The sequence below is a fragment of the Hominimerdicola alba 8 genome (assembly GCF_000178155.2).
GTDB lineage: Bacteria > Bacillota > Clostridia > Oscillospirales > Ruminococcaceae > Hominimerdicola > Hominimerdicola alba_C.
In genome coordinates, this window is sequence record NZ_ADKM02000040.1 from 83,658 (window position 1) to 109,105 (window position 25,448).

Genomic DNA, 25,448 nt, shown 5'->3' on the forward strand with positions numbered 1-25,448 from the left:
TGCGGTTCAAACGGCGGGAGCAAGCCCCCGTCCTGCACAAAATTATCCGATAAAAATCAGATCCGTAATGCCTGTCAAAAATTATGAATTATGAATTATGAATTCCCAAAACTTCTCCGTTAACGCATTCAAGCATTACCGTGAACGGTCCGTTGTTCTCCAGTGTGACTTTCATATCTGCACCGAAGATGCCGCGCTCGACTTTGCCGTTTATCTTGTCGGCACAGAGTTCGCAGAAATGCTCATAAAGTTCGTTGGAACGCTTTGGTTCACCCGCGTTGGTGAAAGACGGTCGGTTGCCCTTGTGACAGTCAGCATAAAGAGTGAACTGGCTGACACACAGGAAATCGCCGCCCACATCGTTGACCGAAAGGTTCGTCTTGCCGTTCTCATCAGCGAAAATGCGCAGTTTGGACAGCTTGTCTGCCAGCTTTTCACAGTCGGCTTCTGTATCACCGTGACCCACGCCCAGAAGTATCAGGAAACCCTTGCCTATCTCACCGACTGTCTTGCCCTCAACTTCTACCCGCGCAAAGTTCACCACCTGTACCAGTGCTTTCATCAGCGCACCTCTATTTCGTAGGCGTAACTGAACACCTTGCCTGCTTCCAGTTTTACAGCGTGGGGCTTTTTCTCGATGTCGGGATATTCGTCATCGGCGTAAACAGGCACCGATGTCCAGGGTTCAAGGCACACGAAAGATGCCCTGTCATCACCTGTGGGCGACCATACGGCTATGCAGTCAGACTGCGGGAACTTCACTGTCACAGCCCTCTCGGACTTTCTGCTTTTCAGCGTTACAGCCTTTGAATTGGGCTTGTCTATCATTATTGCATCATTATCAAACAGCGAACGTGTCACCGCAAGGGTATTGCCGTTCTCTGCAAGAACATTCCCTGCGGGATCGGCTATATGTTCGTTCTGCTGATAAACTATGTCGTAGTCCTCAAATTTCTCGCCATCAGCCAGCGGGCAGTTGAACGCAGGGTGTCCGCCGAGATAGAAATACATTGTCTTTTCGCCTGTATTCTTCACGATATTTTCGACCTTTACACCGTTTGGCAGAGCGGTGTAGCGCACAGTCAGTTCAAAGTTATATGGGTACTGCGTTAGAGTTTCCTCGCTGTCGCGCAGTATAAACTCGATGCTGTCAGCCTGCGCACCTGCAAACTCAAACTCCATATCGCGGGCAAAACCGTGATTTGCTTTCATCTTGTAGTCTTTGCCGTCAGCCCTGTAAGACCTGTCTGCGGGCGAACATACGAACGGGAACAGCACAGGCGCGTATCTCTTCCAAGCATCGCCGCACTGCCAGAGATATTCTCTGCCCTCAAACCTTATCGAATGCAGTTCAGCCCCGAAAGTATCTGCCGAAAACTCTATATTGCCAGAACTTACCGAATATAGCATATATCCTCCTTAAAATATATAGCCCCCGCTGTCGGGCAGGGGCAGGTCTGTTATTTTCTGTGTCAGAAAGCAGTGTTATTTCACCATTTTCATTGAGATATCGAACGCTTTTACCGAATGTGTCAGCGCACCCAGCGAGATTATATCCACACCTGTTTCGGCTATCGCCCTGATGGTGCTTTCGGTGACATTGCCCGATGCTTCCAGCAGTGCCCTGCCGTCAGTGATCTTTACAGCCTCAGCCATCTCCTCGCAGGACATGTTATCGAGCATGATTATCTCAACGCCCAAGTCAAGCGCTTCTTTCAGCATATCAAGATCGGCGGCTTCGACTTCTATCTTTACCGTGTGACCCATCTTCTCCCTCAGTGCATTGACTGCACCTGTCATACTGCCGTAAGCATCAAGGTGAGTGTCTTTCAGCATGGCACAGTCTGACAGATTGTATCTGTGATTTCTTCCCCCGCCGACAGTAACGGCATACTTCTGTATAGCCCTCAGTCCGGGCAGAGTTTTTCTGGTGTCGGCAACGCTTGCCTTAGTGCCTGCGATAAGCTGTACACACTTGTTTGTGGCAGTTGCGATGCCCGACATGTGCTGAACGAGGTTCAGCGCAGTCCTTTCGCCCTTTAACAGCGCCCTTGTCGGACCTGTTATCTCAGCGATTATATCGCCTTTCTGCACCATTTCACCGTCATGTATGAAAACGCGGCACTTCACGCGCTCATCAAGCAGAGTGAAAACTCTCATAGCCACATCTATACCGCAAAGCACGCCCTCGTCCTTGGAAACATACCTTGCACTGCTGACAGCTTCCTCGTCCACCAGCAGATCGGTGGTCACATCAATATAATTTATATCCTCAAGCAAAGCAGTCTTGATTATATCATCTATCTGGAATTGCATCAATCTCATATTAACTCCTATTCTAAATGGGGGCTGACTCGCCCCCATACCCCCACGCTCAGCCTCGGCGGAAGGGTTATCGCTTCATTCGCAAAACGCCCCTACGGGTCGTTTTGTTCATTCTCGCGATAACGCGCCGAGGGTCGCTCTTTGGCAGGCATTATAGTTTCGTTTCGCCCTCATTATTGGTTTGAATTTATGGTTCTGGGAATGCTTTCCCGCGTGTTTGTGCGGGTCAAACGGCGTGAGCAAGCCTCCTACATTTGTTGGCGAGTTCTTCCGATAAAGCGGAAAACTTTCGCACATGTCAACAATTATGAATTATGAATTGTGAATTATGAATTATCAAACGTCCATGTCAACAATTATGAATTATGAATTGTGAATTATGAATTATCAAAAGCCGTGTTCGTAATCGACATAGTCCAGCGGGACACTGCTGAATGCTATCTCAACGGCTTCGGTCAGCACGATGTATGCGACTGTAGCAAGGCTTCTTGCTTCAACATAATCGCGGTCGAGTTTGTAATTGCCCTTGACCAGCATCTCTCTTATGTGCGCCACTCTTGTCAGGCTGTCCTGCAAACTGCCTATATCGGGCAGTACAAAGTAGGACTTCTGCATCAACGCCCTTATCTCACGCCTCAGACCTGATGGTATGTGCGGTGCGCTCTCGTCTATCTCATAGGGGTAGCTTTCAAGCGTCTTGCTCTTGTCCAGCTTTTCAGCGATGTCAGCCGCCGCCCTGCGGGAGAATACCAGCGCTTCAAGCAGTGAGTTGCTGGCAAGTCTGTTGTTGCCGTGTACGCCTGTGTGCGAGCATTCGCCGCATGCGTAAAGACCGTCTATATTTGTGCGGGCGAAAGTGTCAACATTTATGCCGCCCATAAGGTAGTGGTGGCATGGGAATATCGGCACAGGCTCTTTGGTCATGTCATAGCCCGCTTCAAGCAGGTTCTTATATATCATCGGGAAACGGTTTTTGACAAATTCTGGGTCTTTGTGAGATATGTCAATGTAGAATTCGTCCGAACCTGTGCGCCTTACCTCAAAAATTATCGAGTGGGATACCACATCGCGGGGAGCAAGTTCCTTTCTGCGGTCATAGTTTTGCATAAAGCGCTCTTTATTGCAGTTGAGCAGATAAGCGCCCTCGCCCCTGACCGCTTCGGAGATAAGGAAGCACTCGCGGGTGTTGCGGTTGTTGAAAGCTGTCGGGTGGAACTGTATGTAACTCAGGTGCTTTATCTCAGCGCCCATATCATAGGCTTTTGCGATGCCGTCACCTGTAGCTATGGCGGAGTTTGTGGTGAACTCATAGACTCTGCCTATACCGCCCGTAGCAAATATCGCCTTGTGAGAGTTGCAGGTGATGAACTCACCATCTTTCAGCACTAAGAAAGAGAAACCGTCCCCGACCTTGTGGCAGTCGCACATCAGTGCGTTCTCCCATATCTCAACATTCGGGAGAGTCTGCACATAAGCCAGCAGTTTTGTTTCTATCTCATAGCCCGTAGCGTCCTTGTGGTGGAAGATGCGGTGCTTACCGTGACCGCCCTCAAGGGTACGGTGGTAATCGCCATCGGGAGTCTTGTCGAAATCAACGCCCAGTTTGATTATCTTGTCGATATCCTGCGCCGCCTCAGTTACCAGCACTTCGGTGGAATCGGGGTCGTTCTCGAAGCCGCCTGCGATAAAAGTATCTTCCTTGTGCAGTGCGGGTGAGTCATCGGGATTTTTATAAACGCCCGCGATACCGCCCTGTGCCAGTGAAGAGTTACAGAGTGTCAGTTCGCGCTTTGCCAGTACCAGCACTTTCATGTCGCTCGGCAGATTGAGTGCCGCATAAAGACCCGAAGCGCCGCAGCCTACTATAATAACATCATAATTTTTGCTCATAAAGTTTACCCTCTTTGCTATGACAGAGATATAGTATAACCGGATGATATACTTATTCTATTATAACACAATACTGTATGAATTTCAATAGCAATTGCAAAAAAATGAGAGTAATTGTCGTTCTCAGATTTTACCATTCATGTCCTTTCGGGCTGTCATTACGCAAAAGGCGCGAATTACAGGGCAGGACGTTCACAGCCAAGTCGTAACGGCACAGCGGTGACCGAGAGGTGGAGTCATCCCACTTGCCGACCGCCACGCACGCGGCCGTCGGCATCCTTATGCTGAAAAGACGAATTATCAGGGGCAAAACGCGGTTCACAGGGCGAGGATATGGACATATTTTCCTGATAAAACAAATCGTGCAGGGACACCATATCACTGCACGACTTGCTTTTCTGTTATGATTTCTTTTCTGTTATCTTTCAATATTGGTGAAACGTTCAGAACACTTTACTGTCATAAAATTGACAAACACGATAAACTGTGCTATAATAAACTTAAATATAGATATAAATTAACAGTTTACTATGTATTTTACTTAATTTCTATTACCAGCCCCACCAGTCAAACCAATCCAGCATTATTGAAGCCTCCTTCTTTTAGTTTTGTTGTATCTCTTGTTCCGATGGTCTTATTATATTACATTTTTGGACATCGCGATACAATTTTGGAGTAAACGGTATATAATACGGAGTAAACTGCACCATAGCAAAAGGCATAAATTTCGTTTATTATAAGATATGATCTGCCGAACGCTATAAAAGTTACTATGTGTCGAACCATAAAAAATAAATGTATCAGAACGAAGGGAGAACATTATGAAAATCGCGATCTGTGATGATCAGATGATCATCCACACAGAACTGAAAAAGCATCTGGAAAATTATGCAAAAAAGAGAAACCTTATAATGATCTACAATGATTATACCAACGGACTTGACCTTATAGGCAGTCAGAACGAGTATGATATTATTTTTATGGATCATCAGATGGCAGAGATAAGCGGTCTTGAAACTGCAAGGCAGATAAGAAAGAAAAACATCAAGACTGCCATTATATTCCTGACCAGCTTTCCGGATATTGTTTTTGATACCTTTGAAGTCAATGCCTACAGGTTTTTAGTAAAGCCGATAGACGAAAAAAAGCTGGAGTCTGCGCTGGATTCATTCCTTGCGGACAATGACGAGTCGAACTTTATACTTATAAAGACCGATGACAGCAGTAAGAAGATAAATATAAACGACATAATATACATCGAGGCATCTGACAAATACTGCCACATAAGGACGAATGAGGGTACTGTACTTTTTAAAAAGACTTTGTCCGAGATAGAAAAAATGCTTCCCGAAGACAAATTTTTCCGATGCCACAGGACATATCTTGCAGGACTGCGGCATATAGTTTCGCACACATCTACGGATATACTTTTCGACAATAAGGAAAGAGCACTTATCAGCAGGATAAAACTCACGCCGTTCAAAAAAGCCTTCACCGACTATATCAAGAGATATAATTTACGGAAGGGGCTGTGACGATGACTATCACTTCTTATTTAGTACTGCTCACCAACATCACAGAGCAGTTCCTTATAGTCAGGCTGTCAAAAACAGTATGCAGTTTCAAGGCATCACGCATCAGATATCTGGGTTATTTTGTTCTTATACTCACCCTGCTTCCCGCACCTTTACTTATGAACAAGCCTGATTTCTGTCCGGGAGAATTGCTGCTGGCACTGCAATTATTTTATTTTTTCGGACGATTGGCTGCATACAGTATCATATTCAGTGAGATAAGTCTGAGAGTACTGTATATTTTTCTGCAAACCATGTCGCCGCCGCAGATATATATGAATATCTGCATGGCATTTATCGATGATTACGAACTTTGCAATCTGCTGTCATTTATCATCGATTCGGTCATCATAGCGTGCATACTTATATATCTTAAAAGCAAAAAGATGGAACTGGTCGTGCGCAAGGTCATTGAATCTTTACCGAAAAAAATATACATTAACGTTCTTCTTATATCGTATATAGCGGCAGTGTTCGTTATGGGCGAAAACAAGCCCGATCACGAACTGTATTACAAGAGATACATACTGCCGTCAATGATAGGTCTGGTGATCTTTGCTTTTTCCATCATAAAGATAAGCATATCCGAAGCAGAAAAAAAGACCACCATAGACATGCTTTCAAAGCAGGTGGAGAACGAAGTAAAGTACTACGAAAAGATAAACAGCATCTATGGCGAATTCAGAAGTTTCCGACATGATTTCAAAAATCACATGATCTGTCTTGGAAGCCTTATCGAGGCGAATGAAAAAGACAAGGCGCTGGATTATATAACTGAGATAGAAAACCTTTCATCTGTTGAGAAAAAGCAGTTCAATACAGGAAATATAATCATTGACGCATTGCTGAATGATAAAAATGACAGAGCCGCAACGGTAAATTCCGTCATACTCTTTAAGGGCATGGTACCTACGACAGGCATAAGCAATGTTGACCTTTGTATAATAATGGCAAACGCTATCGACAATGCAATAGAAGCCTGCGGCAAAGACACTTCCGATGACCGCAAAGAAATAAATATCGAAGCTGACTTTCAACAGGGATACTTCTTCTTTAATATCGCAAATCCGATATTTGAGGCTGTGTCGATAAAAAGCAACAATACTATAGCAACTTCAAAGAGCGACAAAGAACATCACGGTTTCGGTGTATCCAACATTCTGCGGACAGTAAGAAAATACGACGGCGAAGCAGAAATGTCAGCAGACAGCGGGAAATTCACACTTGACATTCAGCTTATGCTGAGGGCGGAAGAGGTGTAAATACCGTTCACTTCGATTTTAATACCATTCACTCCGCAACAGATGACAGCACCATACATTCTGTGATATGATCTATAAAAGAAATATGCCATGATCATCTGTAACGACAGTCAGCTTTATATTTCTAATAGATTATGAACGGGTGAAAAGATTGCAATACATACAACACATGAATGTATACGCTGAAAACCTGATAACCTATCTTGCGAACACAAGAAAGGCGGATATACCGAAAGTGATACAGCATATCCATGATAATCTTTCGGTATTGGGTCACACAGCCAACGGCAGGTCTATATTTACATTCAAGGGAAATGACGGTTCCGATGAAATACAGTCTGCTGAGATACTGATACCTGTAAAGGGTGAGATAAGACCTTCGGAAAACTACGGCAAGAAGCCTGTATTCCGTCTGGTAAACGCGGTCATGACAAGACACGAGGGAAGCATCGCGGATATTTCGGGAACAGAAACAGCCCTGAAAGATTATATCAAAAAAAATAATTATGAGCCTATAACGGGCGTTTATTATGTAGTGGTACGAAACGGCGATAAATTCGGCTCGGATTGTGTTCTTGAAGTATATATAGGTGTAAACTACAACTCTCTGTAGACGGCGGTGCGTGTAATGCGCACTGCCGTTTTTTTATTATCGTGGTTATCACGCTGACACACCACAAAAACGGCGGTTTTACAGAACTTAAGGTGGCTGGCGTATGGTGCTCAATTATCCTTTTGTTTACAGCATTTTCAGCCGGTGTGCTAAAGGGATAGTCATATTTATTATATCAGCATCGGGATATAGTGCAGAAACAAATATAAGGCAGGCACTCTGTTTTTAAGTGCCTGCCTTTTGTTTGCATTATATATTCACAGTATCAGGTGTCGTTGATATCACCTATGATAGTTTTTGAAAGTAGCGATATTGTTATTGCCTGTTCTTTCATCACCGAACCAGTGACCATTTGAATAATTGCTGGTGGTACGAACATCGAGGTGGATAGCTCCGCCATTCATCAAACCGATGCCTGTAAAGCCGATCTGCTCTGCTGCCCATGCGGTAGTTTCACAGGGGATAACATTGCCGTTTTTATCGTAGCAAACAACATCTGCCGCAAGTCCGAGAGTATGTGCGTCAGTTCTGTAACCGCCTACTGCAACGGAACAATCAGGATCGCGGTAGCCCGAGTTAACGATGATCTTTGAACAATTCAGCTTGCTGTAGAGTGCTTCCAGCTTGTCTATGAGGTTAGGGTCGATAGCGTGGGTCTTGCCGCAGCGCTTGCACGCAAATTCACTTGAGTGGAAATGTGCAGAAAGCTGACCGTCTGCCGGCTTATCTATGATCGGTCCCTGATTGATGCTGTAGCCGTGATTATAAGTGCTTGACCATGTGGTAGAGCCTGTATTTCTGGAAACTACTCTTATCACACCTGAATTGCTGAATGTGAGATAAGCGTTCTTCTTGCCGTTGGTCCTGGTATTCCAGATAGCTTTTCCGTCGGATCTATAGATAACAAAGTTACCATCGCCCTGAAGTATGCACTTCTTACCGTTTCTCTTCTCTGTCTGAGAACTCCATGTAGGTGAATATGCCTTGCCTGTAGAGGGGTTGTAATGATATACAACGAGGTTGCCGTCGCCCTGGAATACAAGCACATACAGCTTGTTGGGCGATATGTAGAACTTACCCTGTACCAGTTCGACATTACCGTTTCTTGCATCAATAATAGTGCTTGCATCGTTGGATGCCGCATCTGCAACTATCGCATTGCCGAATATAACATTGCTTATTGTGCTGTTTCCCAGAGCGCCCGCAGAAACAGAGAGCATGCAGCCTGCTGCTGTCAGGGTGGTGATAACTTTCTTGGTTGTCCTTGTAAATGTTGTGTTTTTCATTTTGTTTATTCCTTTCAGATATAGATTATTTCAGACTAAGACCGTAATGAAACCAAAAATGCGTTGACTTTGAAATATCAGACCGAACTTTTCCACTGTGTACGACAGTGTTTCATCCGTATCAGCTGCGCAGCAAGTACAGCATTTTGTTTGTTTCATTCCGTTGTTTGACTGTACTTGAAGTATAGCACAGGTACTCGAAAAAATCATTCATATCAGAGTCAGCAGTCATAAAATCGGAGTGAACGTAGATAGATCTGCTCAATGAAACATTATAAAAGTACTGCATAAAACGACCACAAACGGCTATGTTGAGCCAAAGCAGCACAGTTACAGCTATCGAACGTTTAATGACAATATTTCGTTATCAGTAATGCAGTATGAAAGAGAAGTATCGATAAAATGTCCGAAAATATACCGGTCACTGCCATCTTTCAGTGCTAATATGCCATTGATGTATTTATCCTGAATGGCGGTGATAATTGTATTCATTTCGCCATCTGCATACACTTCGATATTATTTTTAAAACTTGTCTGAGATATAAAGAAAACCGTGCAGGAGTGGGTGTTCCCTACACGGTTCATTTTATGTATGCGCGAGTATACAAAACGGTCATAGATAGATGATGTATTCTTTAGATTTTATCGATCATATCTTGCAGAAGTGAATTTTGCCGGACAGTCGAAAAAACATGTTTTTATTTCAGTAAGTGATCTCAAAAGACATAAGTTGTCAGTTCCTAGTTATCATTCATACCAAACTTCATGCTTAACAATCTGGATTTCCATTTGTTTTCAATTCTAACTGCTTCTTCGGGAATTATCGTTTTTGGCAGTATTTGTAGGATAGAAAACTGGAAAGCATGATACCTTTCGGGGTAGTTACAGATAAGCTCTTTCATCTTTTTATTGTGTCCGTGGTGTGAGTTTACATAGCAGCACCATCTGCCGAATAAGCCGTCTTCACCATAAGCTGAGCCGACATATTGTTTTCCGGTTTCTGTATCAACTATAAGATATATAGCATTTACAGATTTGAGTGCAACATGCCATGCTTCGTAGATCTCTTTGTTATCCACAATCTCTTTAAGTTGGTCATAGGAAAGCAGTACCTCTTCATATCCCATAAATACTTTTTTCTCGTCTGGCATTATTGAGATGATAGGTTTTTCCGTCGTTCCTTTTTGATCCCACTTACGAGTAGAAGGACCCCAGTCTATGGTCAGTTTGCCCTCGTATTCTTTTAATATGTCTAATCTTGTAAGCTCATATACCGCTCCTTCCCCTGTATATCCGCTGGCTTCTTCCTCGGTGCTGCCTTCGGGTATCATATCAGGCGTATCGGAAACATAATCTCCGACTTTATAAACTGTATAAAGCTGAGCTAAGGTACCTTTGCCGCTTATAAATACAGCCCAGTAATCATAGCCTTTGCTAAAATCTTTTCTTTGATGACGAGTATACTCATAGATCATATTTCTTTCTGCTAATTTTTTGAAATTATTATGAGAATACGCATGACGAATTAATTTGACTTTTTTAGGGTCTAACCCGACTTTTTTCAGAATATCAGAAAAATATAATATTGCCATTTTATTCACACCTTAAAATCACTAGAACGTTTTGCCTTTCTTTTTAAGTATTACATTATTGAAACGATGCTCTGACAGGATCTTTGTGTTTGAGAAATTTCATGAGTATTGATCATCTATTGTTAATACTGTTCCGATAATACAGTTTTCATCAGATCCAGATCATTATCATTCAGCATGCCATCATTGTTTAGATCAGCAGCTTTACTATCTGCAAGGTAAGTATCAGACGGGGAAATAAGCCATTTTTGCAGCAGAATAACATCTGAAATATTTAATTTGCCATCTCCATTGACATCTCCCTGTAAACAATGGGCGGTACCGTAACAGCGTTCTGCCGCTTTGTTTGCATAGCATGCAGCCATCATCAGAGGTGCCACACCCTTTGCTTCATTGACCTGATAGTTCTTTGTAAGGTAACTTTCCGCTGTAGTGCCCACACCCGAAGAAATGTATATGCCTTGCAGTCCTTCACTGTCAAGACGCTCACGAACTATCCCATTGAATGCCCGAAGTCCTGCTTCACAGTAGGTCTGTTCTATATGACCCTCTGAATAAGATCTGAGCATAGCGTATGCCATCAGTGCAGAGCCTGATGTTTCAGGAAGATTGGATACTTTTGAACCTTTCAGCGTCAAGTCATGGTCAATGACATTGTTCCACATTCCGTTTTCGGGATCCTGATACTTCAGCATACCGTCAAAGAGCTGTTTTTCAATGGCAATGAGTTTGTTCCTTTCTGTATCAAAACGCTCAGGAAGCATACCAATAACATCTGCAAGCGCAGCTGCATACCAGCCGACCGCCCTCAGCCAGAACTGACCGTTCACGCCCGCCGAAGGTCCCCAGCCGTGATTATAAAGACCTGTTTTCTCGTCATAGAGGTTTTCTCCGATCCAGCACATTCTTGCAACTACATCGGAATATAATCCATCAGCTGTGATACCTGTTTCTGTGACGTCAATAGTACCGTCTTCTATGGCATTTGCAAATTCCATGAAAAACGGCTGCGCCATATAGAGCCCGTCGAGGGCAACAGGATAGGTGCTCCAACCGCTGTTTGAACTGCCGTACTTATGCTTGAAATTACCGTCTGTGCCTTCGACTGTTGGGTATTCGACAGTCATCAGATCATAGACATACATGATAAGCTGAGTGTATTTTTCACGTTCTGCTTCCGTTGGAACATCGCTTTTGAGCAGATCAAAGAGAGCACGCACAGGCGGGATCGAGTCCAGCTCAGTTTCTCTGTAATAATTGCTGCTGTTCCCTGTCGTATCTACAGCAGCTACCTTATCAATGTAGCTGATATTTGCATCATAGAAGCTGTTCACGGCTTTATAATAGCTTACATCAGATGTAAAGCAGTCATCCATCATCAGATAAGCATCCATCATGATGCCGTTATAGTACGTCCAGCTTCGTTTTTTCTTCTCTGTATCCCAAGAGAAACCGCCTTTTCGACTACTGAAGTATTCAAGGTTCTTATCATACAGCGCAGCAGCAAGTTTTTGTACCTGTAGAGTGCTTTGTCTTGTGCCATCAAGTGAGATGTCAGCTGACAGATAATCAGTCATTGTTCCGCTGCTTTCCGCTGCATTTACACTGACAGCAGACGAATAACCATTCATGCTGCTGAGCATAACTGTCATACACAGCATGGCTGCAATACTTCTGTATCGTTTCAGATATCTTTTCATGATAAGTTTCATCTCCATACATTTTTATGTGATTTTAGTATAACATAAATAGCCATAAAATACAATGTATTTTACGGCTATCCTGTTCAGCGCAACTTTAGGCGGCAGTCCTGTGAAAATAATTGGTGTCGGTTTTGGAAAATGATCGGACGATCGACCTTTTTCATAAAAATGAATATGACTATCCCTTTAGCACACCAGCTAAAAATGCGGTAAACAAAAAGATATACGCCAACCACTTTAAGTTCTGCTAGATCGATGTTTTTTGTGGTGTGTCAGCGGGATAACCATGAAAATGAATGATCTGCCATTCTCCGCGCAAACTATTCCCACAAATCTAAATAACGGAGGGAACAAAATGAAAGCAACAGGGATAGTCAGGCGCATTGACGATTTCGGGAGGGCGAGCCGTGTAGCTTATAGCAATCCGCCTTAAAATTCAGACAAAATCCAGTCACAAAACCCATAAATCCCAGCTTTTGCGACTGGATCTTGTGAATTTAAAAAGTTGGATTGCTATAAGTGCTGCACGGCTTGTAATTGTATTGCTGTAATTTATGTTCGTTGTTGACAAAACAAAACATTAATGATATAATAATAATTATGTAATATATATTAAATGATTTAGGCTGTGAAATATGGATGATCTGCCTCACAGAAAGCATAAGCAGTAGGGTATTGGTGAATGTTTTGCTTTTTTGTTGTGATCACAGCTTTTGTATTACAGATCAATTTAATAAACAGAACGGAGTGATAAAAATGTCAGATAACAGGCTTGCACTCTATGACTTGCGAAGCAAACAGGAATATATTTACCGAACAAATAAGATACGTGAGATATCGGGTGGTTCTGCTTTGCTTTCAAAGATGTATGATAAGTTTATAGAGAAAGCTAAGAATGAAGGTATTTCATTTATTAACGGTGGAGAATGGATAGGCAGGGAGTTTTCTTTTGATGATTTTGAGAAGTCCGATCGCTCTGCCGAAGTAGTATATATCGGCGGCGGAAACCTCATGGTAATATACAAAAATGAAAATATATACCGCAAAGCGAACAAGCTATTATCTCGTATGCTGATCGATGAAACATGGACAGTCAATGCAGTGGTATCATGCGTTTCTGTGAGCGGTGATTTTAAAGCAGACCGCGCCGAACTGTACAGGCAGAATGCTATAAATAAAAGCACGGGCAGCATTAATGTGCCCTGTTCCGTTCTGCCATTTACTCAGGTGGATATGCGCACATATATGCCCATAGTCGAGAAAAATAAGTATAAGCAGGATTCATTGAGCTGTGAAAGTGTGTGCAAGTACAAAGCGTATGATGATATAGACATCAAGGAGGAGCTGTCAACTATATATCTTGACGAACTTACTACCGAAAAGGGCAGGGAAAGTCTGCTTGCGATAATATATATTGACGGAAACAATATGGGTGCTAAGCTAAAGAATGAACTCGGTGATGAACACGACTACGACAAGTGTATCAATGCGCTCAGGCGATTTTCCGAAAAGACAGCTCACAATTTTGTTGAAGCGCCCATAAGTGCGATAGAAAAAATGCTGCTCGGAAAGCAGAACGAAGGTATAAAATATGCCAAATACCGCAAGGTCATCGCAGGCGGCGATGAGATAACACTGATCTGTAATGCAAGGATAGTCCCCGATATACTGTACGTATATTTTCGCACCCTTGACAGTGAGAAAAGCAATAATTATGCCTGTGCGGGTGTAGCGATATTCCACTCACACGCACCCTTTGCAGATGTTTATGAGATAGCAGAGCAGTGCTGCGAGAGCGGCAAGAAGTGTTCAAGGAAATATGAAAGCAATGCGAATTTTATTGATTTTCATTTCTGTCGTGCAGGTATCACCAACGATATGGAGATAGTGCGTGAGAAGCAGGAAAAGGATCTGACAGCTCGTCCATACCGTGTTGACGGAGAACATGAGGAATACTCCTATTCTAAGTTTATAGACTTTGCAAAAAAGATAAAAGAAATAGGCAGGTCAAACATCAAAGAGCTTGCGGCAGCTATCATCAAGGGTGAGTCGTATTACCGCTTTGAGATAGAGCGCATAAACTCTCGATATAAGAATAAGGGTATACATATTGACCCCACAAATGAAAGATCAAGAAAAATGATCTTTGACATAGCACAGGTATACGACCTATGGTTTGCAAAAGAGGAGGAGAGATAATGCGGGGATATATCTACATCACGTTGAAGTCCGATCTTTGTGCGGCAAGCGGAGACGGCTTTTCTCTTTCGATAGATACCGATATCTGCGCTGACAGATATGGTCTGCCGTTTATCCCGTCAAGGCGATTGAAGGGCTGTCTGAGGGAAGCCGCAGAATATATCGGCTGTGAGCGTATCGACAGCATTTTCGGTGTCAGTGGAAGCATCACCTCAGGTTCGCTGCGTATCGGTGATGCACGACTAAGGGATCACAGAATGCTTTGTGAGCAGGCGGAAAAATCAAAATATTCAGCCGAGAAAGTGCTTGCACTGTTTACTTCTGTCAAGGCATCAACTGCAATAGAGAAAGATACCGCAAAGGAAAACAGCCTGCGTTTTACAAGGGTGGTCGATCACTATTCGCCTTTTGATAAAGAAGAAATGGTGTTCATAAGTGAGATAGAGTATGCAGAGGGTGACGAAGAGCACCTGAAAAATATCTGCCTTGCACTGCGCAATATAGGTTACAAGCGCACAAGGGGCTATGGCTCTGTCAGGTGTGAGTTCAGACCGTCGGAAGATAAGAAACAGCTTGAAATAAATATCCCAGATGAGGATAATGAGTATGAACTCTGGCTGACAGTCAGACTGCGGTCTGCTGCAATGTTCCTGGGAAAAAGCTCAATGGAAACTGCGGACTATATCCCCGGAAGTGCGGTGCTTGGTGCTTTTGCCGGAGGATATCTTAAAAACGGCGGCGATGAAAGCGACTTCGACCGACTGTTTTTAAGCGGTGCTGTTAAATTCTCAAACATGTATATCTCGGACGGGCAGACCGTTTCCGAGCCTGCGCCCGCTGTGCTCGGAAAGACTAAGGACAGTAAGGAGATAAGATATATTTTCCGTGATAAGGAGGACGATAAGCCGCTTGTAAAACCATTTAAGGGCGGATATCTGATAAATGATTCAGAGATCAAGCCCGAAAAGGAAGTTATCTACCACCACGGTCAGAAGCAGGGTGAGGAGGGCAAGCTGCTGTATACACAGGAGGTATTGAGCGAAGGACAGCTCTTTACGGGAACAGTACGCGGCATCGGCAAAGATCTTCGCAGACTTATGCCTGTTATTGCAGGCGGTAGGATAAATCTTGGAAGAAGCAAAACGGCGCAGTATTCTGCCTGCGATATAGTCAATGCAAAATGCGTGCCTGTTAAAGAGAATAGTTCAGCTGTCGGAAAGGTTTTTGCACTGCTATGTTCCGATGTGCTGCTGATAGGTGAAAACGCTGAGTTTTCCACGGATATATCCGTTCTTGCAAAGGCACTGGGAATTGAAAGCGAAGCTATTGATGCAGAACACAGTTCGCTGAAATATAAAACAGTCATGGGGTATATCTCAGTCGGCAGATATAAGCGTTCACACATCAGGGCATTTGAAAAGGGCAGCGTGCTTTGCTTTATAACAAATACAGCACTTCCAAAATACCTGACGATAGGCGAAAGGCAGAACGAAGGCTTCGGCGCTGTTAAAATATGCACAAAAGAAGAACTAACGTCACTTGGCAGGGCTTTGCCCGAGAGAATTGCGGCAGAAGCAGTTTCGGCTGACTGCAAATTAGCAGACCTCATCGAAAAGAACAATAAACGGGAGAAACTTCGTATTGCGGCGATCAACTATGCAGATGAGCAGTACGGTAAAGTCAAAAAAGACTTCACTCCGTCATTTGTCGGAAGGCTGCTGCTTATGGTCGCTCAGGCAGAAGATAAAGCCGACCTTGATAAGAGAGTGGCATCTATAAAGACCGATAACAAGCGTGAAAAGGCAAAGACCTTCATCGACAGCGCAGAAGAGCAGTATAGCAGTGAATGGCGTGAGTTCTTAAAGATCGCACTTACCGTTATCAAATACAGACTAAAGGAGGCAGGCGGAAATGAATAGAAGATATTTCAGCTTTGATATAGTGCTTGTTTCATCGCTTTCTCTGGGCTCGGGGCTGAACGAAAACACAGATTCCGATGTTCTGCTTGACAGCCGTGACAAGCCATATATTCCTGCTACCTCCATAGCGGGCGTGCTTGCAAGCAGGCTGGGTAAGGAAGATAAAGAAAGGCTCTGCGGAAAAATATCTGATAACGGAGATAACAAACAAAGCCATGTGATATTTTACGATGCCTTATACGCAGGGGAAAGCGAACCCGTTATCTCGGTGCGCAACAGCGTTCATCTTATAGATAAGGTTGGCGAAGACGGTGCTAAATTCGACTTTGAGATAGTCGAGTCCGGTGTACGTTTCAGGACATATATCGAGCTTGATGACAGTGTCAGTGCTGATGATGAAAAACTATTCTTATCTCAGCTTGCGGCACTTAACAGCGGTATACTTCGCTTTGGTCACAAGACCACCCGCGGATACGGTCAGGTCAGACTTGAAAATGTCAGAAGGCTGGCTTTTGATGATATCAGCAAATGGCTCAGATTTGATATGTATGACGATGACTGCTGGACAGGCGCAGAAACGTTTGAACCGCCTGAAACGGGAAGTGACACGGATATAATAGAGCTTGAACTTGAACTGAAAAGTGCACTTTCCATACGCAGTTATACCACCGAGATCGCAGCAGACGGTGAACCGACTGCCCCCGACTTTAAATATCTATCACTGCGCAACGGTAAGCCTGTTATCCCGGGGACTACCTGGGCAGGTGTGTTCAGAGATGGAGTGGCAAGACTTCTTGGCGTGAACAAGATGACCGATGCAAAGATGCAGGAACTTTTCGGCTATGTTGAACAGGGTACTAAGATAACACAGAAGTCTAAGATAACTTTTTCTGAAAGCGTCTTTGAAGACGGGACCTACGAGAAAAAACTCATCACCCGAAACTCAATAGACCGTTTCTCCGCAGCCACAAACGACGGTGCGCTTTATACCGAGCTGACGATATACAGCGGAAAAACGAGCCTTATCGTCACTCTGCCAAAGGGTACGGACATCGACCTGAAAACCGCACTGCTTGCAGCTTTTGCCGACCTTGATAACGGCTTTATCGCGGTGGGCGGGCTTACATCTGTGGGGCGTGGTCTGTTTGAAATAAAAACACTCAGGCTGAACGGTGAAGATATGACAGATAAATTCAAGGCTTATGATCTCAAGGATATTTTCGGAGGTGAGCAGGATTGAGCGGATATATAAAAGCAAATGGCACTATTGACGAAAGCGGTATAAACACTTTGCTGGAAAAATACAAGAACGATGATAGCTTCTTGTTCTGTGTCTACACGACAAAGTTCTGCTGTACTCATTTCAGACCGATCGAAGATACTGACCATATCCTGGAGATAAGGCTTTTTGATAAGCATGGAGAATTAAAAGCAGTTCGTGCAAATATTGGCAGGGAGTTTGTCTGGAGATACATAAACGATGAAGAAGTTGCAAAGGAATACATATATGACGAAGTGCAGTATCTTGATGCCGCCAAAAACGACAGCGCCGAATATACAGCTATAGGCGGAGGTCATTATGAAATGCCGGAAGCTGGCTTTGAGCGTTTTGTGATACGTCATTACGGCGAGTATGATGATGACGGTATGTTCTCACTTAAAGATTTCAGGATAGTAAAGCTTTTGAGAGAGGAGGAGAAGTGGAATGGCAAATAATAGTAATAACAAGCCGAATAAACCAAAAGGAAAATGGCAGGAAACAAACGAATCTTTCGTAAACCCGTACAGCTTTATGCCTGTAAGGGGAACTGTCATAAGAACAGATCCCGAGCAGGGAACGCTGTCGGGTAAAATAATCTGCACTATTAAAGCTGTTACTCCGCTTGCTATCCCTGACCATGAAAGAAAGCAGATCAGTAATGATCTAAGTGAGCATTATATATATCCATTCTTTTCAAAAGCAGACGGCACTCACCTTATATCCGGGAGTTCGGTTCGCGGAGTTGTCAGGAGTATGTTTGAAACGATAACAAACAGCTGTTTTTCAGTAAACAACAATAATATCCTTTCAGCACGGCACTCGCATCAGAGGTTGCCGGGAATACTGAAAAAGGTTGATGGCAAGTGGCAGCTTTTCTCTGCAAGGAAGAACAAATACAATCCCGATATCCCATTAAACGGAGATCAGGTGCTGAGAGTATGGTATGATATAGGCCGTCAACATAATGTCAAGTCCGTATTTACGATCGGAACTCCCGTTCAATGCAGCGAACTTGAGAAGGCAGTGGATGATTACCGTGAGTGTCTTGAAATATACAGAAAAAATGCAGAAAAGGAAGGCGGCTCTAAATTTGAGCTGTATAATCGCTCAACAAATACGCTAAACGAAAAAGGTATGACACCGCTTTTCTATGAACTGGTAGGCAAAGGAGAGCAGCAGATAGTGTATCTTTCTCCTGCGCAGATCAGCCGATCGGTATTTCATAACAAGCTGAACGATCTTCTCGGTGACCATATCTCATGTATGTACGGCGATGGAGAGAAGCTCTGTGAAACGTGTACGTTGTTCGGAATTATCAGTAAAAACGGCAAAGCACGCGCAAGTAGGGTGAGATTTAGCGATGCCAAAGAAGTCAACTTCATAAGTGCAGGATATCATACCCTAAAAGAACTTGCTTCCCCAAAAACGACATCGGTGGAGTTTTACACCGAGCGACCTGATAATGCTGTAGCTTGGAACTATGACTACAAGACAGTCAGATATGAAAAGAAACCCATAATGTTCAAAGGAAAATCAAGAAGTATGGATGTTCCTGTACGAGAGCTTGCTGATGCAAGTGTTAAAGGCAGGAAATTCTATCTGCATACTGAACAGAATAAGTATGAAACAAGTGAAGTTACCAAGCGTAACAGCACAATGGAGCTTGCAGATATGGGAAGCACCTTCAATTTTGATGTGTATTTCGACAATATAACCGAAAAACAGCTGTCCAGATTTGTCTGGACGCTAACTCTCGGTGAGAACACTGAAGATAGTTTCCGACTGTATAAGCTGGGTCACGGCAAGCCACTGGGGCTTGGTTCAGCGAAAATAATCGTTGATAAGGTACTGATAAGGAACTACGATAAGGAAACTTTCTCGTATACAGTAACTGAGATGGATATAGACAGTCTTGTATCTGAGAGTGGTATAAAGGTCAGCAAAGCGCTTGAACGGCTGATAGGCTTGAAAACAACGGAAGGAATGAACGTATCATATCCCATTGCAGAGGATAAAACAAGACCTTCCAGAAATTCCAAAGCTGCGCACCAGTGGTTCGCCGCAAACCGAACTGCAAATGGTACGGGAACAGCATGGAACTATAAACACGTTTTGCCGGATATCAGCGATCCCAATATTACCCTTCCTGTTTTTGAAAAAGTCAAAGTTGACGAAATTACTCCAAATGCACCCAAGAGCTATTCTTTCGGAGATGACGGAGGAACTTTTGGAGGCGGTATCATGATGCGTAAGCGCGGTCAGAATAATAACAACAGTAAAAATAAAAAGAAGTGACAGATACCGCAACTTAATATCCTAAAAAAATACAAATGATTTTGCAAATTTCATTCTCCGATTTGGCTTGATACGATGCGTATATATATCAGAGGTTTGAAATGAAGAAACCGTAGTGTAATATCATAATATTTGATTTGTAAAGGAGATATGATCATGAAAAAGTTTATCAGTACCATTCCGCTGCAGCCTGAGGGTCAGCTTAAGATCAATGTGTATAGTGCAGCAGACAATGAGATCCTTGAAAATTCACTTGAAACACGTTTCCCAATAATGATACCAGTGTCGCTTTCTGTAAAAAAAGATGATGAGATAACGTTTATATGTATAATCAAGGATAACCCCAACGCAGAACACAATCTCGGTTATTTTAAAGAAGAAGCAGATGCGCTTGCTGAAAAGATAGGTTTCAAATACAACGTAAAAACTATAACTGTCCCCGATAATGAACATGGAGAAGACCTTGAAGCACATCTGGATACTTTCGAGAAGCTGATAGATATGTTCGAGGATAATGATATACTCACAGCCTGTACGACCTATGGCACCAAGCCCACTCCTATGGTAGAACTGATGGGTCTTTCATATGCCAAGAATGTGCTTAAAAATGTATATATCGACAGGGTAGTCTACGGACGCTTCGATCACAGTACAAAAAAGGCATTCATACACGATATAACCTCGCTTTTCTATATGAATGAGATCATCTCGAAATTCTCACCCTGCATGGGAGATTCTCCCAAAAATGTTATAAAGGCTTTGCTTGGAAAATAAGGGGGTGCGTTTTATGAAAGATAAAGACTGGTTCCCTAGCAAAAAACTTATCGATGAAACTGCGTTAAAGATGAAAGAAGCACACGATAAGGGCTTTGAAGCTGAATACAAAAACAAGAAAATAGCCCTTGTAAACCTGCTTTATACCGATGTTCTCGCTAAAGGCGGACTTCATTATATCAAGCCGCTGTACGAAGAGATATTTCAAAAACTTGTTTTTGAACCAACAATAAACGGAGATATCATGGATGTATGGTCGAAGAAAGAGTATACTGAGAGCAGTTCATTTACGAATTATCTGGCAGTGACCATTTCAAAGCGTTCAAAACCGCTTTTAGATTTTGTCTATTCTTCCGAGCAAGCTTATACTGAATCCCACAAGAAAAAAATAGATGAAATGACTGACTCTGAAGTAACTTACAATGAAGACGGTGAAGAGTTAAGCCTTTATGATAAAGCACCATCTTACGATGATGACATCGATCCCGAGAAGTTGGAAAATATTCGTCAGGTACTGGATATTTTTAAAGCTGTTATCGATAAAACAAGGCAAAAGAATTCAAAAATATGCAAGCGTACATTTTCAAGCGAGCAAATAATGCTGTACTATATACCGTACTCCGACGGCAGACTGCTTAAACAGGTATCCACCCAGTTTGAGGCTGTAACATACTATTCGCTGTTTGGTTTTCTTATGGAGTCTGATATAATCGACCCTGCAACAGTGAACAGCATAGATGATATCTTCAAATGCCATGTTCCCAGAAAATACTACACCAAAGAGGGCAAGGAAATAAAAATGATCCCTCATAATGTAACTTGTGAGTATCTCAAAAAGTTCCATGAGGTAGAAAAAACGGCATCACAGCTTTCGGATATTTACAGGAGTTATATGGAAGCGATGAATATGACCCGATATCACAACTGAATAATTCTGTAAAACAAAAACGACTCTTTCGTGTAAAAGCGAAAGGGTCGTTTTTTTGTTAATTCCCACACACGGGTAAGATACAATGATCAATATTCACGGTCGATGACCATAATCCGACGTTTCAATTCCCACACACGGGTAAGATACAACGGTTGACGGATATGGAAAGGAGGTGTGACATATGTTTCAATTCCCACACACGGGTAAGATACAACTGAAGACGGTGCGTTTCCTGAACAGACTATTGAGTTTCAATTCCCACACACGGGTAAGATACAACTTGGCGCGTGTCTAATTAAAATCGGGAGCATTTCGTTTCAATTCCCACACACGGGTAAGATACAAGAATGTACGAATTCTTTGCAACCGCACTGTATGAGTGTTTCAATTCCCACACACGGGTAAGATACAAGCAATGCAACGTATTAGGCGCCGCAACATGAAGGTTTCAATTCCCACACACGGGTAAGATACAAATAATAATATGTTATTTGGTAAGAAGAAAGAAAAGGTTTCAATTCCCACACACGGGTAAGATACAATTTACCAACAATCATGAAATGTATTAAAATACATAAGTTTCAATTCCCACACACGGGTAAGATACAAAAGAATGTGGAGATGGGAGAAGTCGCTTTTGACAAGTTTCAATTCCCACACACGGGTAAGATACAATTAAGACAACACAACGATTTTTATGCAGATAAGTTTCAATTCCCACACACGGGTAAGATACAACTGTATGATAAAATCAAGAAGGCGGTGAGAGAATGTTTCAATTCCCACACACGGGTAAGATACAAGCAGATATGATCGCCGCCGATTATGTAGAGTACATCTGTTTCAATTCCCACACACGGGTAAGATACAAGACGGTGTTGAGGGCTTTAATGAGTTCATCGGCGTTTCAATTCCCACACACGGGTAAGATACAAAAATTAAGGAGGGTGAAAACGCTAAGTCTATTATGTTTCAATTCCCACACACGGGTAAGATACAAATAAACGAGAAAGATACTACAACATATGATGAAGTTTCAATTCCCACACACGGGTAAGATACAAAAGTCGACGGAAATGGCTTCATTGGAGCAGACGGAGGTTTCAATTCCCACACACGGGTAAGATACAAATAAGAAGAATAATGCTGTAAATGAAATTCTCGTAGTTTCAATTCCCACACACGGGTAAGATACAAAGCGAGGTATTGCCCCTTGATGAGATTATATCACAAGATGTCGGTTTTGTCAATATTGCATAATATCTGTTAAACAAAAATAGAACAAAAATGACACAGAAACGGTGCGAAACACCGTTTTCTGTGTTGCTTTTTTATGCTGTTTTTCAGGGGTTCGCACGAAGCAGGCTTGTGAACTTCTGTATATTATCAGTAATACTATCCGGCTGTGCTGAGTATCCGTACTTTTCAAGTATCATTTGTATATTCCTCATATCGGTATCATCTCCCGAATGGTTGACCTGATTGCGCTTTGCTTTTATGTACAGATATCCCACTGCTATTTTCTTGAATAGTTCAAGTTGTCCCTCCGCTATTTCAAAATCATTCTGCTTGCAGCTGTCCATGCTGTCAACTAAAAGAAACTTGTTGTTCAGAGAGTCATTTTCCGACTTTCTCGCAAGTTCGGGATATCCCAGCAGGTCTGCCAGTTCTTTCTTCTTATGGTTAGCGTAGGCATCTGCCAGTTTTTCGTATGTATTCGCACCGCTGCCTATAAGAGATTTTATAACATCGATCCTTTTGCCGAAAGCAGAACTGCCCTTCTCACACAGATGATTGAATATCGTTTTATGATCGAGGTTTCTTTTCGGAAGCCCATATGTCAGCGTTTCAAATTCTTTCCAGAATTCCCTGTTGTTTTTCAGTTTTCCGTTTAGATACTGCTGTATGAATTCTTTCTTTTTGTTATTGGCTTCTGCACGGAATATATCAGTGGCTGTAAGCATCTTAGTATAGAACAGATGATAGTATTCATCTTCATAAGTTTTCTTTTCTTTGAGCAGAGCCGCTTTATCCCCGATACATTTTACCAGACCCATATCTTCAAATAGATATCTGGGTATCCTCTCAGTTGCTATGGTCAGCGACTGTTGCAGCATATTGTTTCGTATACACCAGTCTATTATATCGGGAATATCGGCTTTATTATTTGGAAACAGTCCCTTTTGCAGTTCGGGGATTATCGCCTTGAACATATATTCCGTGTTGTTGAGTTCAGCAGGATCGTCAGAGCCTATCACCTTATTGAAGCAGTTGTTCATTTCCGTGAGAGTTTCCTCGATGTTATCTATCTTGTTCAGATGTATCTCATCTGAAAATTTGTCGATAGCGTTTATTGCGTCATTAAGAGCTTTATTTTTCACCGCCGCCAGTTCTGCCAGACCTTTGCTTATACCAGTGGTATTGAAAGTCCCCATTGCATCGATCAGATCCATAACACGGTATGAATCTGTAACATCGTGTATGTTTTTATCTTTGAAACTGCTGTACCAAGCCCGCTGAGGTCTTCGTCCGAAATTTTCCATGTATTTAACAAGTAGTTGGATAAGCACCGAAGCATCTCTTCCACCGCCTGTTGTGTCAATATATACATTGTAGTCTTTCAGTTCTTTTAAAACATCATCAAGAAGTTTGGTAGTCGGCTTATAGTTGTTGTCCGCTTCACAGAAATCACGTATCTGCACAAATTCAGGCATTGATATGTTATGTTCGGTGCAAAAGTCTGCGATCTCTTTTTTGAAATAATCATACGTTGTCAAATCACCGAGGTCATTTTTGATCTCGGTAAGTGTCTCCTTGCTGGTAATACATACGAGCTTTTTTATGTCGCATTCCGATAATGTCAGCTTGGTTGCAGCTTCATTGGTCTGTCTGCCTGAAAATTTCTTGTCACCGTAACAGTAGTAAGTCATCGGAACGTGATCTTCTTTGTCATTATATAAACTTAATATAAGTACCAGTGCATTATAGGTCATTATGATCTCCTCCTGTGATATTGAACATTCCGAATCCCTGTGAGTTTTTTGAGCCAAGCCCTGTTTCAAATAAAAAAGCTGTCACCATGGGGGCGGCTTCAAGATGAAAGCTGCCGTGGTAAGCTGTCACCCAGTTGCCTTTGATCCTGCTGACAACCTTTTTAGGCGGTTTGAGCAAGCTAAGTCTGACTATAGAGGGCGGTTCTTGCCCATATGCGGCAGTGAATTTTCTGTAGAGCGTCAGATTTATCATTTCAAGCCAGGCATCATCTTCGGGTGAAACAAAGGTGGTATGCTTATTATCGGTAGAACTCACTATAATAGGTGAAGCTGTGCGTATATCCACCGAGGATACCGCAGGGGCATTATCATACACCTCTGTCATAACGATATCAAGCTCTGTATCCATTAGCCTGATACTGCCGTTTTTGAGAAGCGAAGTTTTAACCGCATCACAAAATCTTTTTGAGATGCTCCTTATTTCAAAAGACATATCACCATCAAAGATGATCTGCTTATCTTTTATAATATACTTGCCTTTAAGCGGCGAAAACACGAACAGTTTGAAATGCTCCTGCTCTCCATAGCCCTCATCGTGAAGGAACCTGCTGTACTCCGCATCTGAGCTTGCCAGATGGTATATCGCCGCTGAGAGCCTATAACCGTAATCAACAGGAAGTGATAATTTATTCTGAGATTTCAAATGTATTATGAGCTGCATTGAATTTCACCTCTTTATTTTTATATCATAAGTAATATCGCAGTTTATAGTATAAAGAAAGATACACAAAGAACTTCTAAAAAGTTTGATCGAAAATCCGATCTGGTCTT

General features: G+C 42.7%; 19 protein-coding genes and 1 CRISPR repeat array. Of the genes, 10 read left to right on the forward strand and 9 right to left on the reverse strand.

Annotated features, from left to right (window positions below):
• Positions 1 to 88: 88 nt before the first annotated feature.
• The 4 genes from dtd to CUS_RS03840 all read right to left on the reverse strand — a co-directional run bounded on the left by dtd (position 89) and on the right by CUS_RS03840 (position 4,215).
• Entirely contained in the window at positions 89 to 562 is a 474-nt protein-coding gene (gene dtd, locus CUS_RS03825; RefSeq protein ID WP_002847610.1) for a D-aminoacyl-tRNA deacylase, read from the reverse strand.
• Entirely contained in the window at positions 562 to 1,410 is an 849-nt protein-coding gene (locus CUS_RS03830) for an aldose 1-epimerase family protein (protein WP_002847626.1), read from the reverse strand. Before CUS_RS03830 ends, dtd begins: the two co-directional genes overlap by 1 nt.
• Before the next feature lie 75 nt (positions 1,411 to 1,485).
• A complete protein-coding gene (gene nadC / locus CUS_RS03835; protein WP_002847644.1) occupies positions 1,486 to 2,325 on the reverse strand; it encodes a carboxylating nicotinate-nucleotide diphosphorylase in 840 nt (279 codons plus the stop codon).
• A gap of 387 nt (positions 2,326 to 2,712) precedes the next feature.
• Positions 2,713 to 4,215: an L-aspartate oxidase gene (locus CUS_RS03840; RefSeq protein ID WP_002847631.1), complete on the reverse strand. Its 1,503-nt coding sequence runs from the start codon at positions 4,213 to 4,215 to the stop codon at positions 2,713 to 2,715.
• 821 nt (positions 4,216 to 5,036) lie between these two features.
• Here CUS_RS03840 and CUS_RS03845 point away from each other — a divergent pair.
• The 3 genes from CUS_RS03845 (at position 5,037) to CUS_RS03855 (ending at position 7,664) form a co-directional block, all read left to right on the forward strand.
• The gene (locus tag CUS_RS03845; protein ID WP_002847635.1) at positions 5,037 to 5,750 is read left to right on the forward strand and encodes a LytR/AlgR family response regulator transcription factor; all 714 of its coding nucleotides are present in this window, start codon (positions 5,037 to 5,039) and stop codon (positions 5,748 to 5,750) included.
• A 2-nt stretch (positions 5,751 to 5,752) separates the two neighbouring features.
• Positions 5,753 to 7,051, forward strand: coding sequence for a sensor histidine kinase (locus CUS_RS03850; protein WP_002847577.1), 1,299 nt, complete (start codon positions 5,753 to 5,755; stop codon positions 7,049 to 7,051).
• Between the two features lie 142 nt (positions 7,052 to 7,193).
• Positions 7,194 to 7,664 carry a hypothetical protein gene (locus CUS_RS03855; RefSeq protein ID WP_242831534.1) on the forward strand — a complete coding sequence of 157 codons (471 nt, stop codon included), beginning with the start codon at positions 7,194 to 7,196 and terminating at the stop codon, positions 7,662 to 7,664.
• Between the two features lie 281 nt (positions 7,665 to 7,945).
• Here CUS_RS03855 and CUS_RS18510 read toward each other — a convergent pair whose 3' ends face one another.
• The 3 genes from CUS_RS18510 to CUS_RS03870 form a co-directional block, all read right to left on the reverse strand.
• The gene (locus CUS_RS18510) at positions 7,946 to 8,950 is read right to left on the reverse strand and encodes a D-Ala-D-Ala carboxypeptidase family metallohydrolase (RefSeq protein ID WP_002847640.1); all 1,005 of its coding nucleotides are present in this window, start codon (positions 8,948 to 8,950) and stop codon (positions 7,946 to 7,948) included.
• Positions 8,951 to 9,690: 740 nt separating this feature from the next.
• Positions 9,691 to 10,542 carry a GIY-YIG nuclease family protein gene (locus CUS_RS03865; RefSeq protein WP_002847593.1) on the reverse strand — a complete coding sequence of 284 codons (852 nt, stop codon included), beginning with the start codon at positions 10,540 to 10,542 and terminating at the stop codon, positions 9,691 to 9,693.
• A gap of 122 nt (positions 10,543 to 10,664) precedes the next feature.
• Positions 10,665 to 12,242 carry a glycoside hydrolase family 88 protein gene (locus CUS_RS03870; protein ID WP_037276428.1) on the reverse strand — a complete coding sequence of 526 codons (1,578 nt, stop codon included), beginning with the start codon at positions 12,240 to 12,242 and terminating at the stop codon, positions 10,665 to 10,667.
• Between the two features lie 759 nt (positions 12,243 to 13,001).
• Between CUS_RS03870 and CUS_RS03875 the strand changes: the two genes are divergently transcribed.
• From CUS_RS03875 to CUS_RS03905, 7 genes are all read left to right on the forward strand, one after another.
• Positions 13,002 to 14,444 (forward strand): Cas10/Cmr2 second palm domain-containing protein, encoded by a 1,443-nt coding sequence (locus CUS_RS03875; RefSeq protein WP_002847585.1) that lies wholly within the window; start codon positions 13,002 to 13,004, stop codon positions 14,442 to 14,444.
• Positions 14,444 to 16,363, forward strand: coding sequence for an RAMP superfamily CRISPR-associated protein (locus CUS_RS03880; protein ID WP_002847586.1), 1,920 nt, complete (start codon positions 14,444 to 14,446; stop codon positions 16,361 to 16,363). The genes CUS_RS03875 and CUS_RS03880 overlap by 1 nt, the downstream gene beginning before the upstream one ends.
• Entirely contained in the window at positions 16,356 to 17,603 is a 1,248-nt protein-coding gene (locus CUS_RS03885) for an RAMP superfamily CRISPR-associated protein (RefSeq protein WP_002847576.1), read from the forward strand. Before CUS_RS03880 ends, CUS_RS03885 begins: the two co-directional genes overlap by 8 nt.
• Positions 17,600 to 18,079, forward strand: a complete 480-nt coding sequence (gene csx19, locus CUS_RS03890) for a type III-D CRISPR-associated protein Csx19 (protein ID WP_002847555.1) — start codon at positions 17,600 to 17,602, stop codon at positions 18,077 to 18,079. Before CUS_RS03885 ends, csx19 begins: the two co-directional genes overlap by 4 nt.
• Positions 18,069 to 19,919 (forward strand): RAMP superfamily CRISPR-associated protein, encoded by a 1,851-nt coding sequence (locus CUS_RS03895; protein ID WP_002847553.1) that lies wholly within the window; start codon positions 18,069 to 18,071, stop codon positions 19,917 to 19,919. Before csx19 ends, CUS_RS03895 begins: the two co-directional genes overlap by 11 nt.
• Positions 19,920 to 20,075: 156 nt before the next feature.
• Positions 20,076 to 20,693 (forward strand): TM1812 family CRISPR-associated protein, encoded by a 618-nt coding sequence (locus CUS_RS03900; protein ID WP_002847643.1) that lies wholly within the window; start codon positions 20,076 to 20,078, stop codon positions 20,691 to 20,693.
• A 13-nt stretch (positions 20,694 to 20,706) separates the two neighbouring features.
• Positions 20,707 to 21,621: a hypothetical protein gene (locus tag CUS_RS03905; protein WP_002847562.1), complete on the forward strand. Its 915-nt coding sequence runs from the start codon at positions 20,707 to 20,709 to the stop codon at positions 21,619 to 21,621.
• A gap of 55 nt (positions 21,622 to 21,676) precedes the next feature.
• A CRISPR array of direct repeats spans positions 21,677 to 22,821; the repeat unit is 31 nt; unit sequence GTTTCAATTCCCACACACGGGTAAGATACAA.
• 146 nt (positions 22,822 to 22,967) lie between these two features.
• Here the strand turns inward: CUS_RS03905 and CUS_RS03910 are convergent.
• On the reverse strand, positions 22,968 to 24,617 hold the full coding sequence (locus CUS_RS03910; RefSeq protein WP_002847605.1) for a TM1812 family CRISPR-associated protein: 1,650 nt from the start codon (positions 24,615 to 24,617) through the stop codon (positions 22,968 to 22,970).
• Positions 24,607 to 25,338 carry a CRISPR-associated endoribonuclease Cas6 gene (gene cas6 / locus CUS_RS03915; protein WP_002847617.1) on the reverse strand — a complete coding sequence of 244 codons (732 nt, stop codon included), beginning with the start codon at positions 25,336 to 25,338 and terminating at the stop codon, positions 24,607 to 24,609. The genes CUS_RS03910 and cas6 overlap by 11 nt, the downstream gene beginning before the upstream one ends.
• Between the last annotated feature and the right edge of the window lie 110 nt (positions 25,339 to 25,448).